General features: G+C 52.3%; 16 protein-coding genes. 14 read left to right on the top strand and 2 right to left on the bottom strand.

Annotated features, from left to right (window positions below; genetic code table 11):
- Nucleotides 1-7: 7 nt before the first annotated feature.
- The gene (locus ACFQ0F_RS04500) at nucleotides 8-553 is read right to left on the bottom strand and encodes a DUF6231 family protein (RefSeq protein ID WP_379069542.1); all 546 of its coding nucleotides are present in this window, start codon (nucleotides 551-553) and stop codon (nucleotides 8-10) included.
- Nucleotides 554-591: 38 nt separating this feature from the next.
- Between ACFQ0F_RS04500 and ACFQ0F_RS04495 the strand changes: the two genes are divergently transcribed.
- From ACFQ0F_RS04495 to ACFQ0F_RS04440, 12 genes are all read left to right on the top strand, one after another.
- Nucleotides 592-1413 carry a DUF2797 domain-containing protein gene (locus ACFQ0F_RS04495; RefSeq protein ID WP_340674765.1) on the top strand — a complete coding sequence of 274 codons (822 nt, stop codon included), beginning with the start codon at nucleotides 592-594 and terminating at the stop codon, nucleotides 1411-1413.
- Nucleotides 1410-4067, top strand: coding sequence for an aminopeptidase N (gene pepN / locus ACFQ0F_RS04490; RefSeq protein ID WP_379069539.1), 2658 nt, complete (start codon nucleotides 1410-1412; stop codon nucleotides 4065-4067). The genes ACFQ0F_RS04495 and pepN overlap by 4 nt, the downstream gene beginning before the upstream one ends.
- Nucleotides 4068-4157: 90 nt before the next feature.
- Nucleotides 4158-5225 carry a quinone-dependent dihydroorotate dehydrogenase gene (locus ACFQ0F_RS04485; RefSeq protein ID WP_340674763.1) on the top strand — a complete coding sequence of 356 codons (1068 nt, stop codon included), beginning with the start codon at nucleotides 4158-4160 and terminating at the stop codon, nucleotides 5223-5225.
- Nucleotides 5222-7441 carry a bifunctional 23S rRNA (guanine(2069)-N(7))-methyltransferase RlmK/23S rRNA (guanine(2445)-N(2))-methyltransferase RlmL gene (rlmKL, locus tag ACFQ0F_RS04480; protein WP_379069536.1) on the top strand — a complete coding sequence of 740 codons (2220 nt, stop codon included), beginning with the start codon at nucleotides 5222-5224 and terminating at the stop codon, nucleotides 7439-7441. The genes ACFQ0F_RS04485 and rlmKL overlap by 4 nt, the downstream gene beginning before the upstream one ends.
- A gap of 3 nt (nucleotides 7442-7444) precedes the next feature.
- Nucleotides 7445-7687, top strand: a complete 243-nt coding sequence (locus ACFQ0F_RS04475) for a glutaredoxin family protein (protein WP_340674761.1) — start codon at nucleotides 7445-7447, stop codon at nucleotides 7685-7687.
- An 83-nt stretch (nucleotides 7688-7770) separates the two neighbouring features.
- On the top strand, nucleotides 7771-8916 hold the full coding sequence (locus ACFQ0F_RS04470; protein WP_379069532.1) for an acyl-CoA dehydrogenase family protein: 1146 nt from the start codon (nucleotides 7771-7773) through the stop codon (nucleotides 8914-8916).
- Entirely contained in the window at nucleotides 8916-10085 is a 1170-nt protein-coding gene (locus ACFQ0F_RS04465; RefSeq protein WP_379069529.1) for a ribonuclease D, read from the top strand. Before ACFQ0F_RS04470 ends, ACFQ0F_RS04465 begins: the two co-directional genes overlap by 1 nt.
- Before the next feature lie 4 nt (nucleotides 10086-10089).
- Entirely contained in the window at nucleotides 10090-10410 is a 321-nt protein-coding gene (locus ACFQ0F_RS04460; protein ID WP_379069526.1) for a YcgL domain-containing protein, read from the top strand.
- A complete protein-coding gene (locus tag ACFQ0F_RS04455; RefSeq protein WP_340674757.1) occupies nucleotides 10403-10729 on the top strand; it encodes a hypothetical protein in 327 nt (108 codons plus the stop codon). The genes ACFQ0F_RS04460 and ACFQ0F_RS04455 overlap by 8 nt, the downstream gene beginning before the upstream one ends.
- Nucleotides 10730-10738: 9 nt before the next feature.
- Nucleotides 10739-11596: an AAA family ATPase gene (locus tag ACFQ0F_RS04450; protein ID WP_340674822.1), complete on the top strand. Its 858-nt coding sequence runs from the start codon at nucleotides 10739-10741 to the stop codon at nucleotides 11594-11596.
- 45 nt (nucleotides 11597-11641) lie between these two features.
- Complete coding sequence (locus ACFQ0F_RS04445; protein ID WP_340674756.1) at nucleotides 11642-12820, top strand: vWA domain-containing protein; 1179 nt, start codon at nucleotides 11642-11644, stop codon at nucleotides 12818-12820.
- Between the two features lie 2 nt (nucleotides 12821-12822).
- Nucleotides 12823-13290, top strand: coding sequence for a DUF1499 domain-containing protein (locus ACFQ0F_RS04440; RefSeq protein WP_340674755.1), 468 nt, complete (start codon nucleotides 12823-12825; stop codon nucleotides 13288-13290).
- A 33-nt stretch (nucleotides 13291-13323) separates the two neighbouring features.
- On the opposite strand, the gene ACFQ0F_RS04435 is transcribed toward ACFQ0F_RS04440, so the two are convergent.
- Nucleotides 13324-14349: an alpha/beta fold hydrolase gene (locus tag ACFQ0F_RS04435; RefSeq protein ID WP_379069521.1), complete on the bottom strand. Its 1026-nt coding sequence runs from the start codon at nucleotides 14347-14349 to the stop codon at nucleotides 13324-13326.
- A 39-nt stretch (nucleotides 14350-14388) separates the two neighbouring features.
- Between ACFQ0F_RS04435 and ACFQ0F_RS04430 the strand changes: the two genes are divergently transcribed.
- Nucleotides 14389-16152, top strand: a complete 1764-nt coding sequence (locus tag ACFQ0F_RS04430) for a M61 family metallopeptidase (RefSeq protein WP_379069518.1) — start codon at nucleotides 14389-14391, stop codon at nucleotides 16150-16152.
- A gap of 29 nt (nucleotides 16153-16181) precedes the next feature.
- On the top strand, nucleotides 16182-17840 hold the full coding sequence (locus ACFQ0F_RS04425) for an AMP-binding protein (protein WP_379072100.1): 1659 nt from the start codon (nucleotides 16182-16184) through the stop codon (nucleotides 17838-17840).
- Nucleotides 17841-17895: the final 55 nt, after the last annotated feature.

The following is a 17895-nucleotide window of genomic DNA, read 5'->3' as shown; positions in this document are numbered from 1 at the left end:
AACTGATTTACCAGCGAAACCTATTCCAGTTTTCTGGGTTTGCCCAGAACCGTGGATTGAGCCAGTCGGGCACTGGCTTATAGGTTTTAATATCAAAGCTCCAAGCCTCGATGAGCTGCTGCTCTTGCTCAAATCGTGCGTGACGTTGCATGCCTAGCGCCAGTAAGTCGGCGGCCTGCCAGCGAAATGCATCGACAGGAATAAACGCCAGTACCTGCCGCGCATGCAAGTCACGCAGGCTCGATAGCAGGTGTAGCGCTTGGCTCGCTGTTAGCGTGTCGGGCAGATGGGCAATGGCGAGAGCGTAGCGCTTTTGCCACGGCTCGCTGAGCAAAGCGCTAGCTGTACGCGTTGTCCATTGCGCATTGTTTGGCGGTAAAACGGCAGCATCTGAGACCCACAAGCAGTCTGCGTCTGTGCTGATGTGAGCAATAGCCTCGGCGAGCAAATGCGCTGCTGCGGGAGCGAGTGTTGATGTTGCCGAGGCGATTTTAGCGCCGTTGGACGTGGCATCATCGGGCTTAGCTTGGTCGGGCATGGCTTCATCGGGCATAGCAATATCCTATTTTCGCCCCAACACAAGGAGCCGATATGCGCGGTACTGTACGGAAAATGCGAGTCGATCAACAGACCTTAGGTAGCGATGACCTACGTTATTTTTTGCCCTTAGACGGTAACGATTTTTCGCTCAATGAGCATATCGGCCAATCGCTGCGCATCAGCTGCTCTGAGCGTATCACCTGTGTCGGCTGCGGTAAGTCGAGCAATAAATCGTTTAGTCAGGGCTATTGCTATCGCTGCCTGACCACGCTTGCGGCCTGCGACATGTGCATCATGAAGCCGGAAACTTGCCATCATCATCTGGGCACTTGCCGCGAGCCGAGCTGGGGAGAGGCCAATTGCATGATCCCGCACATTGTTTATTTAGCAAACTCTACTGGCGTGAAGGTGGGTATTACCCGCGAAACACAAATTCCTACGCGCTGGGTTGACCAAGGGGCAGGGCAGGCCTTACCGATTTTTCGCGTTGCGACACGGCGTTTGTCAGGATTGATTGAGGTCGTGCTGGCTGAGCACATCAGTGACAAAACCAAATGGCAGGCCCTAGTCAAAGGCGATTATGCCGATATGGATTTAGTTGCTGAGCGTGAGCGGTTGTTTGAGCTCTGTCATGCCGAGCTAGATGCGCTGATGGCGGAATACCCTAGTCAAATCGAGCCACTAGAAGCAGAGGTGTTAGCCTTAGGTTATCCAGTGCAACAGTTTGCGCTGAAGGCTAAGTCACTTGCGCCAGAAAAAGGCGTGGTTGAGGGCGTGCTGACCGGCATTAAAGGCCAATATTTATTATTCGATACGGGCGTGCTCAATGTACGCAAATACACCGGTTATGAATGGGAAGTGACTGTGCTATGAAGACCGAAACAGGTGTGGCGGCAAAGATAATTTATCTGAAGGATTACCAAGCACCGCATTACACGCTCGAGCACACAGAGTTGCACTTTGAGTTGCTCGGCGACTATACGGAAGTCAGCGCTGAGTTGCGCTTTAAGCGCGCTTTAACCGCTCCTAAAGAAGCTGTTTTAACCTTGCTAGGCGCCGATTTAGAGCTACTAAGTGTGGCTTGGAGTGGCCAGCTTCTGAGTGCCAATGATTGGCAATGGCAAGATGAAAAGTGGCAGTTCGCCGGCGCCGGTGAAGGCGGGGTGCTGAGCACTAAAGTGCGCATTTATCCCGACCAAAATCTCGCGCTAGAGGGTTTGTATCGCTCGCACGGCCTCTATTGCACGCAATGCGAGGCTGAAGGCTTTCGCAAAATCACGCTTTATCCTGATCGCCCCGATGTGCTGTCGACATTTCGCACCACCATCGTAGCTGATAAAGCCAGCTGCCCCGTGCTGCTCTCCAATGGCAACTGCGTCGCAACAGGCGACTCTGAGAATGGCCGCCACTGGGCAACGTGGGAAGATCCGCACCCCAAACCCAGCTATTTATTCGCCTTAGTGGCCGGCGATTTAGCAGTATTGCGCGATAGCTTTACCACCGTCAGTGGCCGTGAAGTTGCACTAGAGATTTACACTGCTGAAGTTGACCAAGATAAGTGCGATCACGCCATGCGTTCGCTGCAAGCCGCCATGCGCTGGGATGAAGAGCGCTACGGCTGCGAGTACGATTTAGACCGTTACATGATTGTGGCAGTGTCGCATTTCAATATGGGGGCGATGGAAAACAAAGGCCTAAATGTCTTCAATACCAGCTGTGTCTTAGCGCATCCGGCAACCACGACTGATGCCGGCTTTCAGCGCGTAGAAGCGGTGGTGGCGCATGAGTATTTTCATAACTGGAGCGGTAATCGCGTGACTTGCCGCGATTGGTTCCAGCTCTGCTTAAAAGAGGGCTTTACGGTATTTCGTGATCAGCAGTTTTCAGCCGACCAGCTCTCGGCGGTGGTGCAGCGTTTAGAAGACGTCGCCTTCCTGCAAACGCATCAATTCGCTGAGGATGCCGGCCCCTTAGCGCACGCTGTACGGCCCGAATCATTCGTTGAAATTAATAACTTTTACACGCTCACGATTTATGAAAAAGGCGCAGAAATTGCCCGCATGCTGCACACTTTTTTAGGTGCCGATGGCTTCCGTCGTGGCAGCGATCATTACTTCAAAACCTACGATGGCCAAGCGGCAATAGTCGAAGACTTTCTCAACAGCATGGCCGTAGCCAATGGCCTAGATGCCGGCGCGTTTGTTAGCCAATGGCTGCGTTGGTACCGCCAACCTGGCACGCCCGTGGTGAGCGTCAACAGCGTTTGGCAGAAAGATATCCAGCGCCTCACGCTGACCTTGACGCAAACTCAATCTTCGAAAAGTAGCTCAACGCCAGAGTCACTCCCCATTCCCGTGCGCTTGGGTTTTATCGGTAAAGAGGGCGAGCTCTCGACCAGCCTAAATGGCGTAACGGCGAATGAGCATTTACTAGTGTTAGAGCAGGCCGAGCAAAGCTGGCAATTTGATGATGTTTCGCAAGTGCCAGTGCTATCGCTATTTCGCGATTTCAGCGCGCCAGTTCGCGTCAAAGCTGAGTTTGGCGATGCCGATCTGGCGCAACTCATCCGTCTTGATAGCAATAGCTTTAATCGTTGGTCGGCGAGTTACGCTTTGGCCACGCGCGAGATTTTAGCGCTGGCTGAGCAATATCGCAGCGGCGATTTGCGTGCGCATCAACCGCAGGAAAGTGCTCTAGCAGCAGCCATTGCTGAGGTTTGGTCGGAACTTGCGGCCAGTGATCCGGCCTTGGCGGCAAAAATGCTGCAACTACCGAGCTTGGCGTATTTGTCTGATCAAGTGGCCTGTTATGACCCCGAAGCTTTGCAGCGCGCGCGTGAGAGTGTGCTGCTGCAAGTAATAGCACCCTTGCAAAGCGCATTAGGTACGGTGTTGGCCAAGCAAGAAATGCTCAAGCCATATGTTTACAGCGCACAAGCCATTGCTGCCCGCAGTGTCGAGGCGGTAGCGCTGGATGGTTTGGCGCGTTTGCAGTCAGGTGCGGCTGCGGCCATTGCACAACATTGGTTGAAAGAGGCGCCGCATATGAGCGCCGAGCAAGCCGCCTTGACGACATTGGTTCATCATCAATTACCCGGTGCCGATGATGCTTTGCAGGCATTTTATGCACGCTGGAAGCATGAGCCGCTAGTGTTGGATCAATGGTTCGCGACCCAAGCCAGTGCGCCGCAAGCTGAAACACGCGAACGCGTCGAGGCCTTGCTCGCGCACAGCGATTTTGATGCCACTGTGCCCAATCGCGTACGCGCTGTTATTGGCCAGTTTGCCAACAATAATCCCGTGGCATTTCACGATGCAGAGGGCAGGGGCTATGGCCTAATAGCTAAGCAGTTGCTCGCCATTGATGCGCGTAACCCGCAACTGGCCTCGCGCCTAGCTGGCGCTTTCGGCATTTGGCAAAAGCTCGATGAGTCTAGGCAAGCGCATATCCTACGAGAACTCGATGGGCTTTTATCCGGCGATTTATCATCGGATACGCGGGAGACGCTGTCGCGTATTCGAGGCTAAGGTTTAATTCCCTCTGTGTTGGCGCGCGGTGTCTCTTGCCGCGCGCCATGGCGTATAATCTGCGCCTCTTGATGCTGTGGGAAATGACTGATGTGGTATCCGTTGGCGCGCGCCGCCTTGTTCCAATTTGAGCCTGAAACTGCGCATCACGTCGCGCTTGGCGGTCTACGCTGGGCTGAACGCATGGGCTTTATGCAGCGTTGGCCGCAACCACCAACACAGCCTGTTTCAGTGCTTGGTCTAGATTTCCCCAATCCCGTTGGTCTTTCTGCTGGTCTCGATAAAAACGGTGACTACATCGATGCCATGGCCGCATTAGGCTTTGGCTTTATCGAAATTGGCACCACCACGCCACGCCCACAACCTGGCAATCCACAGCCGCGCATGTTTCGCCTACCAGCGGCGGGTGCCATCATCAATCGTCTAGGCTTTAATAACGATGGCGTGGATGCCCTCGTGCGCAATGTTCAGCGCGCTAAATTTGCCGGCATCTTAGGCATTAATATCGGTAAAAATGCGGATACGCCGGTGGAAAATGCCGCCGACGACTATCTGATTTGCTTAGAAAAAGTCTATGCCCACGCGAGTTACATCACGGTCAATATTTCCTCGCCAAACACGCAGGGTTTGCGCAGTCTGCAAGGCGAGGCTGCACTGCAACGTTTATTAGAGGTGTTGAAATCTAAGCAGCTCGAGCTTGCCGCAACGCACGGTAAATACGTGCCTTTGCTGGTGAAAATTGCGCCTGATTTAGCCTTAGTAGAAGTCGAGTCGATGGCTAAAGTTTTTCTTGAGCAAGGCATCGATGGCGTTATTGCGACAAACACCACCATCGGTCGCCAAGCTGTAGCTGGCCTGCAGTATGCCGATGAAGCTGGTGGCTTAAGCGGTCGCCCAGTGCGCGAATCAGCCACACGCGTATTGCGGGAGCTGAATGCTGCACTCGATGGCAAACTGCCTTTGATCGGCGTTGGCGGCATTGCCAATGCCGATTCAGCAGCTGAAAAAATTCAAGCCGGCGCATCTTTGTTGCAGGTCTATACCGGTTTTATTTATGAGGGGCCTGATGTGATACGCCAAGCAATTTTGGGTGCCTCGCGCGCCATGCAACAGAAAGCCGCGCAGCAGGCGGAAGCAGTCGTGAGCCGTGAATCATGAGTGCCACTAATACCGAATTGCGCGAATGGATTGTTACCGGTGCCGATGGTCTCGACGAGCTATTGGTCGATGAATTAATTGCGCTTGGTGCTAGTCAGCCACGCCAGCTCAAAGGTGCAATTTCGGTGCAAGCCGATCTGGCCACTGGTTATCGTCTGTGCTTATGGTCGCGTTTAGCTTCGCGCGTGCTGCTGCCGCTGTTTAGCGTGCCTTCTGGTGATCCCGACAAGTTATTTCAAACCGCACTGAAATATCCTTGGGAAAATGTGCTGCGTGAAGACGCTAGTTTTGCCATTCGTGCTGCCGCATCTAAAGGCGTAGCCACCCACACACGCTTTGCTAGCCTACGTTTAAAAGATGGCATAGTGGATCGCTTTCGTGATCGCACCGGTAACCGGCCATCAGTCGATAGTGAGCAGCCAGATCTCAGCCTGCACTTGTTCATTGAAGAAGAAAATATCAGCGTTAGCATCGATTTTTCTGGCGATAGCTTGCACAAACGTGGCTACCGCGTGGCGCAAACCGATGCGCCTTTAAAGGAAACATTGGCCGCCGCTTTGCTCATGCAAGCCGGCTGGCCAGCGCGCGGCCAAGGTCGTTTATTTGACCCAATGTGTGGCTCCGGTACTGTGCTCATTGAAGCCGCGCAAATGTGGGCCGATATTGCTCCAGGCTTGGCGCGTGTGCGTTTTGGCTTCGAAGGCTGGATGGGCCATGACGTAAACGTGTGGCGCGAAGTACGCGATGAAGCCGTGGCCATGCGACTCGCGGCTCAGGAAAAATCACCACCGCAATTAGTTGGTTTTGACACCAACCCCGATGCGCTTCGCAGTGCCCAACGTAACGCGCAAGCCGCTGGTGTTGCGCAGTGGATGCATTTCGCCCAGCACAGCATTGGTGACTGGCCATTGCCCAACGACTGGGATGCTGCCGAGACCGGCGCAGGTGAAAACTTCACTGTGCCCGGCGTAATCGCCACTAATCCGCCCTATGGCGAGCGTTTGGGCGAAGAAGACAGCATTAAATATGTGTATCGCGCACTCGGCCGCGAGCTGCGCAAGCATCTGCCGAATTGGGATGCCGTAGTGCTGGCCGCCAATATCGAGCACGCCGACGCTTTAGGCCTAGAGCATAAAAATACGCAGCGCCTGTTTAACGGCGCGCTGCCGATTTTTGCTCGCCATGGTCGCGTGATTCCAGCCGAAGCTGAGTTGCCGCTGGCGTTTTATCCTAGCGATGATGAGCTGCCGCCCGAGGCCATGGATTTTGCCAACCGCCTGCAGAAGAATCTAAAAGCGGCGCTGAAAATCGCCAATGCCGAGGGCATCCGCTGTTTCCGTCTTTATGATGCTGACTTGCCTGAGTTCAACTTAGCCGTCGATGTCTACGATGGCCGCTTGCATGTGCAGGAATACGCGCCGCCGAAAACCATCGATCCTGAAAAAGCGGCGATGCGCTTTAAGCTGGCATTGCGTGCGATTCGCCACATCATGGGTCTGCATCGCGACAAAGTATTTTTGAAAGTGCGTGAGCGCCAAAGTGGCAAGCAGCAGTATGAAAAGCAGGCCAAGCGCGGCAAGTTTTTTGAGGTGCGCGAAGGTAAGGCGCAGTTATTGGTCAATCTCACAGACTATCTCGACACTGGCCTGTTTTTAGATCACCGCCCAATGCGCGAACGCATTGCTCGTGAGGCTGAAGGCACGCATTTCCTCAACCTATTTGCCTACACTGGTACGGTGAGTGTGCACGCTGCTTTAGCCGGCGCGCTAAGCACGACGACCATCGATTTATCGCCAACGTATTTGCTCTGGGCTGAACGTAACCTAGCGCTGAATGGCTTGCCCGATGAGCAAAACCGCCTGATTCAGGCTGATGTCATGGCTTGGCTGCAAGAAGAAGTGGCAGCGCGTCCAATAGAACAATACGAACTGATTTTCCTTGATCCGCCGACGTTCTCAAACTCGAAACGCAGTGAAGATGTTTTCGATGTGCAGCGCGATCACGTGCGCATGCTGCAACTGACCATGCGCCTACTAACTGATGACGGCACGCTGTATTTCTCCAATAACTTCCGCAAATTCGGCCTCGATGAGGCGCTGATGGCGCAGTTTGAGATTGAGGACATCAGTGCTGAGACCATTGGTTTTGATTATCAGCGCAACCAGAAAATCCACCGTTGCTGGCGCATTCGCCATCGCAACCGCCCTGAGTCCTAAGGCGTGCTTGAGCTGCTAGGCACTGTTGGCTGTCATCTCTGCGATGACGCTGAACGCGTGCTCAAGCAGCTTAGCCTGGTGCGGCCGATAGCATGGCAATACATCGATATTGCGCTCGATGATGCGCTTTGCCTGCAGTTTGGCGAGCGTATTCCTGTGCTGCGCCATGGTGAGGGCGCCGCGCTGTATTGGCCATTTTCGGCTCTCGATATTGAGCGCTTTTTAGTGCAGGGCATTACTCAATAAAAGTAGTTCTTGAGAAGGTGCGTAATGAATGATAGAACCGCTCGGTCACGCCGTTATTTCGATCGGCGATTTTGGAGTCTGTCATGTCACTTTATCCCTCATATTTTAATGAAACTCATGAAATAGCCCGCCACAGTGCTCGCCAATTCGTGACCCGCGAAGTACTGCCGCATATCAATGATTGGGAAGAGGCCGGTACTTTCCCGCGCGAAATCTATGAAAAAGCCGCTAATGCAGGCTTGCTCGGTGTTGGCTATCCCGAAGAGTTAGGCGGCACAGGTGAAGATATTTTCTTAAAAATCGCCATGACCGAAGAAATTATGCGCTCTGGCTCTGGTGGCTTTGCTGCCAGCCTTGGCTCGCTTGATATTGCCTTACCACCCATCGTGAAATGGGGCAGCGACGATCTTCGCCAGCGCTACGCTGTGCCAACACTGCAAGGCAAAATGATCGCTGCGTTGGCAATTACTGAGCCATCAGGCGGCTCCGATGTTGCTGGATTAAAAACGCGCGCAGAGCGTGTTGGCGACGACTATGTCGTTAATGGCAGCAAAATTTATATCACCTCGGGCATTCGTGCCGATTTCTACGTTACTGCCGTGCGTACAGGCGGCCCTGGCTATGCCGGCATCAGCTTATTGGTTATTGACCGCAATGCACCCGGTGTCTCAACTGGCAAACCATTGCGCAAAATGGGTTGGTGGGCATCTGATACCGCTGAAGTATTTTTTGATGATGTAAAAGTGCCAGCAAGCAACTTGATCGGCAGCGAAAATGCCGGATTTCTGCTGATCATGAGCAACTTTCAAATGGAACGTTTGAACCTATCAATCATGGCCAACATGACGTCAACGCTGGCCTTGGAAGAAAGCCTGCGCTGGGCAAAAGAGCGCGAAGCTTTTGGCAAGCATTTAGGTCGTATGCCGATCATTCGCCATAAGCTCGCTGATATGGCGACACGCTTAGAGGCTAGTCGTGAGTTCACCTATCGCGTGGCAGCACGTATGAGTGAAGGCATTCCTTCGCTGAAAGAAGTGTCGATGGCGAAAAACTTTGCCACTCAAGTTAGCGATTTTGTCACCACCGAAGCCGTGCAAATTTTCGGCGGCATGGGCTATATGCGCGAGTCTTTGGTTGAACGTTTGTATCGAGATAACCGGATTCTCTCCATTGGCGGCGGCACCTATGAGATCATGAACGAAGTGATAGCCAAACAACTGGATCTTTAGTGCCCGAATTTATTCATCAAACCTCTGCCAGCGCGCTCACCGAGAGTTTGCCGCGTTGGCAGCACGCCCAACCGCTGGCCATCGACTCCGAGTTCATTCGGGTCGACACGTTTTATCCCATACTGGGCCTACTACAACTTGGCGATGGCCACGGCGAAATGCTCGTCGATCCTGTCGCCATTGATGACTTAGCCTGCCTAGCGCCTTTGCTGGGCGCGGCTGGGCCATTAAAAATCATGCATGCCTGCTCCGAAGATTTGGAAGTGCTAACGCCCTATAGCGATGGTGCTGTCGGGCAAGTGCATGACACGCAAATCGGCTTAGCCATGCTTGGTGAAGGTTTGCAGTTGGGTTATCAAAAAGCCCTGGCTCAAGTCTTAAATATCGACATCCCTAAAGATGCCTCGCGCTCCGATTGGTTAGCGCGACCGCTCAGCGATCAGCAGCTAAATTATGCCGCGCTCGATGTTCGGCATTTGCCTGCGCTATATGAGGCTGTGCGTGAACGCCTGCAGGCAAAAGATCTCTGGCATTTATTTGATGCCGAGTGTGCTGAGGTTTGCCGCGTACCAAATGCTATTAACCCTGATGAAATCTGGCGTAGCCACGGCAATGCGTGGCGTTTATCGCGCCAACAAAGCGCTGTTTTGCAGGCGCTGATGCGCTGGCGCGAAACCGAGGCGATGCGCCGCGATGTGCCGCGTGGGCATTTATTGAAACCGTTGTCGCTGTTTGAGATGGCTCACAGCCTGCCCAAGCAAGCACAGGATTTCCGCGGTATTAGCGAGCTTAATCCGCGTGTTGCGCGCAAAGATGGTGAAGAAATTCTTGCGATTATCGCTCAAGCCGCTGCCAGCAATGACGCATGGCCGACGCCAGTAGCAGTACCATTGCCGCGTGAAGCCAGTAAGCTTTTCGATGCCCTCAAGCGCGCCATGCAAGCAGTCGCAGATGACTTATCCATGCCGCTAGAAGTGCTCTGGCGTAAACGCCTCGCTGAGCGCATCGTGCTGCAAGCAGTCGACACCTCGATTGCCGATGCACTTGCTCAACTCGGTGGTTGGCGTGCACCCTATGTGTCACCTGTAATCGCCGAGGTGCTAAATGCACATCAGGCGCAACTAGACGAATGGTCGGCACTGCGCCAAGCCAGCATGAAATCGAGATAACGCAATGAGTCGTGTGTTTTGTTCAATTTACAAAAGCCGCAAAAAAGACGAAATGTATGTCTACACCTTAAAGGCAGAAGGCTTGAAGCGTTTGCCTGAGGCCTTGTTAACGCAATTTGGTGCGCCAGTGCATGTCACTGACATCATGCTGTCTGTCGAGCGGCCTTTAGCACGTGCTGACATCGCGCAAGTGCTGAGCCAAATTGAGTCGCAGGGGTTTTATTTACAAATGCCACCACCACGCGAGCCATGGCTAATTAACTCTGACCAAATGCCGGCATGGAGGCATAAGAGCCGCGAGCCACAGGAGCCTAGCGATGACTGAGCCTGAATTTACCTTGGCCATGTGGGCTTTATATATGGTGTCGGCCGTTATAGTGTGGTGGTTGGCTAGCAGCCTATTTTTGCGTGGTGATAGCCAGCTCAAGCGCATATCGCGTTTGTTATTGGCGGTGCTTGTGTTTACGCCAACGCTTACTTTGCAACACGGTCAGCTAGCGGTATTACCCGCGACTATCACCTTGTTTTTTGAATTGCTCGCACACAACTCCGTAGGAGCAGTAAAAGCCTTGTTGCCTTGGTGTTTAGTGGCGGGAATAGTCTTAGTTGTCGATGCCGCGATTTCGCGCGACGACGCGGTTTAACGTTTAGCGATAGGAATAGATATGCAATTTATTGGAACTGATCAGTACATCGCCACGCCCGAGTTAACCTTGGCCGTAAATGCCGCCGTGACGCTGCAAAAGCCTTTGTTGATTAAAGGTGAGCCAGGCACAGGCAAAACCCTATTGGCTGAGCAAGTCGCTGAAGCCTTTGGCACACGCTTGATCCAGTGGCACATCAAGTCCACCACCAAAGCCCAGCAAGGCCTCTACGAATACGATGCCGTATCGCGCCTGCGTGATTCGCAGCTCAGTACCGAACGCGTGCACGACATCGGCAACTACATCAAAAAAGGTAAGCTCTGGGAAGCATTCACTGCCGATGAGCGCGTAGTGTTGCTGATCGATGAGATTGACAAGGCTGATATCGAATTCCCCAACGACTTGCTCACCGAGCTCGATAAAATGGAGTTCTTCGTTTACGAAACTGGCGAGACCATCAAGGCTAAACATCGCCCAATTGTCATCATCACTTCAAATAACGAAAAAGAGCTGCCCGATGCTTTCTTGCGTCGCTGCTTCTTCCATTACATCCAATTCCCCGATGCTGAGACCATGAAGGCGATTGTCGAAGTACATCACGCTGGCATCAAAGGCACGCTGCTGAAGCAGGCGCTGGATATTTTCTTTGATTTGCGCAAAGTGCCGGGCTTGAAGAAAAAGCCAACAACCTCTGAATTGATCGATTGGCTCAAGCTGATCCTATCCGATGACATCCCTGAAGATGTGCTGCGTAATCGCGATCCGCGCAAAGCCATTCCGCCACTGTACGGAGCCTTGCTGAAAAACGAGGCCGATGTGGCGTTGCTTGAGCGTTTAGCCTTTATGAATCGCCGTGAAAACGCCTAACACCAGACGACGTTTAACGCCGATGCTTAACGCTAGGAGAGGGCGATGCTAGTCCATTTTTTTGAGACCATGCGAGAGCATAAGGTGCCGGTGAGCATCCGCGAGCTGCTCGATCTCAATGCCGCGTTGAAAGCAGGCTTGGTCTATGCCGATAGCGAGGCGTTTTATCAGCTGGCAAAAGTCTGCATGGTTAAAGATGAGCGCCATTACGACAAATTCGATCGCGCTTTTAAGGCTTTTTTTGATGGTCTAGAAGGCGTATCGGCCGATTTTCTGAGCAAAAGCATTCCTGAGGAATGGCTGCGCAAAGAGCTGGAGAAACAGCTATCGCCAGAGGAAATGGCTGAACTGCAAAAGTCTGGTTCGCTTGAAGAGCTGATGAAGAAATTCATGGAGCGTCTGCAAGAGCAAGAGAAGCGTCATCAGGGCGGCAATAAATGGATTGGCACCGGTGGCACGTCGCCGTTTGGTGCTTATGGTGCTAACCCTGAAGGCATTCGCATGGCTGGGCCATCGCGCAATAAAAGTGCGGTGAAGGTCTGGGAAAAGCGCGACTTTCGTAATCTCGATGACAATGTCGAGCTTGGCATTCGTAATATCAAGCTGGCTTTGCGCCGTCTGCGCCGCTTTGCTCGCCAAGGTGCGGAAGAAATTCTCGACATCGACGACACCATTCGCCATACCGCTCACAACGCCGGCATGCTCGATATTCGCTTAGTGGCAGAGCGTAAAAACCGCGTCAAAGTGCTGCTGTTTTTTGATATTGGCGGCTCGATGGACCCGTATGTGCGCATTTGCGAGGAGCTTTTTTCGGCCGCTAAAACCGAATTTAAGCATCTCGAGTTTTTCTACTTTCATAACTTCATTTATGAGTCGGTATGGAAAAACAATATGCGGCGCCACAGCGAACGCACCATGATTTACGACATTATTCATAAATACGGCAAAGACTATCGCGTGATTTTCATTGGTGATGCCAGTATGTCGCCGTATGAAATTGCCTCGGTGGGCGGCTCGGTTGAGCACTTCAATGAAGAGCCCGGCGCACTTTGGATGCAGCGTTTAACCAACCATTTCGACAAAGTGGTTTGGCTTAACCCTGAAGCAGAAAAGCACTGGAAAATGACACAGTCGACTGAAATGACCTTGCAGTTAGTTGATCAACGAATGCATCCTCTAACGCTAAAAGGCATCGAAGATGCCATGCGCTACTTGAGTAAATAACCATGAAAAAGTTGCTGATAGTTGCTGCGATTGCATTGTCTGGCGTGAGCTTGAATGCCTCGGCTGGCCTTATGTCTGGCTCGCGTCCGGCGAACTTAGGCGTCAACGAAAATGGTCAGTTAGCGCCGCTGCCATCAGCGCCGCATGCGGTGGGTAGCCAAGCGGTGGAGGGTGATAAAAAAGCTATTGCGCCGTTAATGGTTGTTGGCGACAAGGGCAGTTATATGGCGCGTTTGGCCGCTGTTATTGCCGATATGTCGGGCGCAAAAGTGGTTAAGCAAGACGCTGCTTATCTTTATGCCGAATACACGTCGTCGTTAATGGGTTTTGTCGATGATGTTGAGTTTGCCATGCAGGCCGATGGTCAGCGCGTAGATGTGCGTTCGTCGTCACGTATTGGCTATTACGATTTTGACGCAAACCGTGATCGTATTGAGCAAATTCGTGCAGCCATGAAGGCTACGAAATAAGCGGTCGCCAGTTTTTAGCGACCGCCTAGTACTTTAGCCGTTCCCTGCCAACCATGCGGTGGGCTCTTGCTGCGGTTTGAGCTCACACGCAGGCTGGGCAACACGCAGCAGTGTGTCATCTAGCCAACTCAACAAATCCTCGTAAACTTCGTCTTTATTGGTCTCGTTGAAGAGATCATGGCGAGCATCTTCGTAGATCTTCATGGTGACATCGATTAAGCCTGCGGTCTCAAGCTTGTCATCTAGAATGGCTACGTTGATGCCATCGTTGCCAACAGGGTCTTTTGAGCCAGCAAATGAATACACCGGCAAGTCATTGCGGATTTTACGTAGGTTACTCATGCGCTGCGTTCGGCTTAACCCAACGAGAAAGTCGCGCCAAAAACCATTGCTACAGGTGATGCCGCAGAGCGGATCATTGGTATAACGCTGCACGAAGGTATTGTCGCGTGACAGCCAGTTATAGCTGGTGTTATCGGTGCCGAAAGCTTTGGCAAACTTACCAAACGTCAGCGCGTGAATGATAGGACTGCGGCTGTTTTCACCTTGGCGCCAGCATTCAAATTTGGCAAACCAATGCGCGGACCACGTAAACCATGGTGCTTCGTAATTGCTGCCTTGCAGTATCAGCGCGTCAATATTTTGTGAGTGGCGCTCAGCAAAAGCTAAGCTGATAAACGAGCCCATGGAGTGGCCGAGTAAAACCCATGGAGCATCGGGATAAATAGATTTTCCATAACGATTAACGCTGCGCATATCGGCACAAACGGCTTCCCAATGCTGAGTGTCGCTAATCTCGCCTAGAGCTTCGATAGGCACCGATAAGCCATGGCAGCGATGGTCATGCGCCATCACGGCATAGCCTGCGGCATTGAGGCGGGCGGCAGTATCGGCATAGCAACCGCTGTGCTCCGACATGCCGTGCGCTATGTGCACTAATGCCTTGGGGTGTTCAACTGGCCAGTGCCGTAGGGGGATCTCATGGCCATCTTCGGCTAAAACAAAGCTCACACCTTCAAATTCGGGGCCGCTTCGCTGTTGTGTGCTAACGCTCTTCATATAAGCTGCCTCACCACTGATTATTTTTATGGAGGATTTATGCTGAACACGATTCATTATGGCGTGAGTTCCGCACATCCTGCATCACATTATTTCGATATCTGCCTAACCATCGCCGAGCCTGACGCTACTGGTCAAGTGCTATGGCTGCCCGACTGGATTCCTGGCAGCTATATGATCCGCGATTTCTCACGCCATCTAACGCCGCTAAAGGCTTTCACTCGCAATGGTCAGAGCGTCTCGATAGCCGCTATCGACAAGTCATCATGGCGCTGCGCTCCTGTCGTCGGTGAGCTGCTTGTGCGCTACCGTGTTTACGCTTGGGATATGTCGGTTCGTACCGCCTTGCTCGACCAGTTTGGTGGCTTCTTTAATGGCACTTCGCTATTTCTTGCAGTTGCTGGCCAAGAGCAGCGACCAGTAACGATCACGATTGAGCAGCCACAAGGCGCTGAGGTGTCGGGGAATACTGACGAATGGCGTGTTGCTACTACGCTAACTCGCGCCGGCGCTGAGCCTTTGGGTTTCGGTGATTATTGCGCGGCGAACTACGACGAGCTTATTGATCACCCTGTCGAGCTAGGTGTCTTTGATTACGAAGCTTTTGATGTTGATGGTGTGCCGCATGCGATTGCCATTACCGGTGCTCATCGAGGAAATACTCCGCGTTTAATCAATGATTTGAAGCGTATATGTGAGACGCAAATACGCTTCTTTGAAGAGCCAGCGCCATTCAGTGAGTATCTTTTCTTGCTGCGAGTGGTTGGCTCGGGCTATGGCGGCCTAGAGCATCGCAGCTCGACAAGTTTGATTTGCAATCGCGATGATCTTCCCAGTGCAAATGAGCCAAATGCGCCCAGCGCGGGCTATACGCAGCTTTTAGGCCTATGCAGCCATGAGTATTTTCATAGTTGGAATGTGAAGCGCCTAAAGCCTGACGTCATGGTTGCGCCGAATTTGCGCCAACCCGTACACACCGAGCTGCTATGGTTTTTTGAGGGCATCACCTCGTATTACGACGATCAATTTTTGCTGCGCTCCGGTGTTATTAACGTAGAGGCCTATGCCAAATTGCTGAGTCAAAACATTACTCGGCATTTACAAACACCAGGGCGGGTAGTGCAAACCTTGGCGGACTCAAGTTTCGATGCGTGGACCAAGTATTATCAGCAAAATGAAAACACACCCAATGTAGTGGTCAGTTACTACGTTAAGGGTGCGGTTATGGCGCTTTGTTTAGACCTTATGTTGCGCGCCCAAGATCATGATTTAGATAATGTTATGCGCGATTTGTGGCAGCGTTATGGGCGAGAGCTTAAAGGCGTTAGCAACGAAAATATTGCCGATGTATTAATTAGCAAACTCGGCAGCGCCGCGGAGCAGTTTTTACAGCAAGCCTTGCACAGTACAGAGGAACTGCCATGGCAAAGTCTGCTCGAAGATGCTGGCGCGAAGGTTACGCTTAGCGCTGCCAATAGCGTTAGCTTGGGCGTACGCACACAGTCAGCTGATGATGGCGGCGTGCAATTACGCGTCGTTGACCCATCTGGCGCAGCGGCAGCGGCAGGCCTATCAGCGGGTGATGTGATCATTGCGCTCGATAATTTGCGAGTAAATGCAGCCAATTGGGACAAACGGATAGCACAATATGCTGCCGGAGATAGCATCTCAGTGTATGCTTTCCGCCGCGATGAGTGGCTCTCATGCCGCTGCGTTGTGGCTGCTGCCGCGCACGATACCTGTAGTTTGGTATTCACCGAAGACCCTTCGGTATGGCCAGCTTCACTTGCATCATCGAACTGACAATAAAAACTACTTGGAGCCCGTCAATGCTGACTGATTTCTGGAAAGACAAATACCCTGAAAATATCCCTTATCGCATCGATACTCAGGCCTACAGCTCAGTGTTGGAGGTTTTCCACGAAGCCTGCCATCGCTTTGGCGATGCACCAGCATTCTCAAATATGGGCTGCACACTGTCATACAGCGATATCGACAGACTCAGCGCTAACTTTGCCTCCTATCTTCAGCAACACACGGACTTGAAAGCCGGTGACCGTATCGCTGTGCAAATGCCCAACGTATTGCAATATCCAGTAGTTGTTTTTGGCGCGATGCGTGCTGGTCTTGTCGTGGTCAACACCAATCCGCTCTATACCGAACGTGAAATGCTGCATCAATTCAATGACTCTGGCGCAAAAGCTCTAGTTGTTTTAGCAAACTTTGGCTATATGGCCCAGGCGGTTGTCGGCCAAACCGGCATTAAGCATGTCATCGTTACTGAGCTGGCTGATTTGCTGCCTGCGCCAAAGCGTTGGATTCTTAACGCCGCAGTTAAGCATGTGAAGAAAATGGTGCCGGCGTATTCGTTGCCCGGTTCGGTCAAGCTTAACGCGGCATTAGCGAAAGGCCGCAACCGTGCACCTGTAGACCATACGGCCAAACCCGATGACCTATGCGTGCTGCAATACACCGGTGGCACAACAGGCGTATCTAAAGGCGCGATGCTGACCAACGCCAACTTAGTCGCCAACTTGCTGCAAATTCGTGCCGTGCTCACATCAACGTTTGAGCCTGGTAAAGAGATCATGATTGCGCCATTGCCGCTCTATCATATCTTCGCCTTCACTGTGTGCTGCTTGGGCATGATGGAGCTTGGCGGCCACACCGTGCTCATTACCAACCCACGCGATATTCCAGCATTCGTGAAAGAGCTGAGCAAATGGCGCTTTACCGCAATGGCTGGCCTTAACACGTTATTTGTCGGCCTGATGAATAACCCTGAGTTCCGTAAGATCGACTTCAAATCGCTAAAGCTAACTGTTGCTGGTGGCATGGCGATGCAGATTAAGCCGTCAGAGGAGTGGGAGGAAATCACTGGTTGCCAAATCTGTGAAGGTTTTGGCATGACAGAAACTTCACCTGTGGTCACGCTCAATCCTTTGTCAAAAATTCAGATCGGCACCATTGGCATGCCAGTGCCAAGCACTGAGCTGAAAGTGATCTCTGAAAATGGCGAAGAGCTGCCCTTAGGTGAAGCTGGCGAGCTCTGCGTTCGTGGCCCACAGGTCATGAAGGGCTATTGGCAGCTGCCGGAAGCCACTGCCGCAACTATTACTGAAGACGGCTGGCTGAAAACTGGCGATGTTGCGGTGATTCAGCCTGATGGTTATTTGCGTATTGTTGACCGTATTAAAGACATGATTTTGGTCTCTGGCTTCAATGTCTATCCAAATGAAATCGAAGATGTCGCGGCCGCCCACCCAGGCGTATTGGAAGCAGCAGCGGTTGGCATTCCTGATGAGAAGTCAGGCGAAGTGGTGAAGCTGTTTGTTGTACGTAAAGATCCAGCGCTGACCGAGGACTCGCTGATGAAGCATTTACGCAGCAACCTCACAGGCTATAAAGTACCGCGCTCTATCGTATTCCGTGCCGATTTACCGAAAACTAACGTGGGCAAAATCCTGCGTCGCGAACTGCGCGATCAGTAGTCTTTGAGCTCAATATTAGGGGCGGCTTAGGCTGCCCCTTTTTTTATCTGCCGTG

It is taken from the genome of Paraperlucidibaca wandonensis, assembly GCF_042677145.1.
GTDB lineage: Bacteria > Pseudomonadota > Gammaproteobacteria > Pseudomonadales > Moraxellaceae > Perlucidibaca > Perlucidibaca wandonensis.
This window is presented reverse-complemented; position numbering and strand designations above follow the sequence as displayed.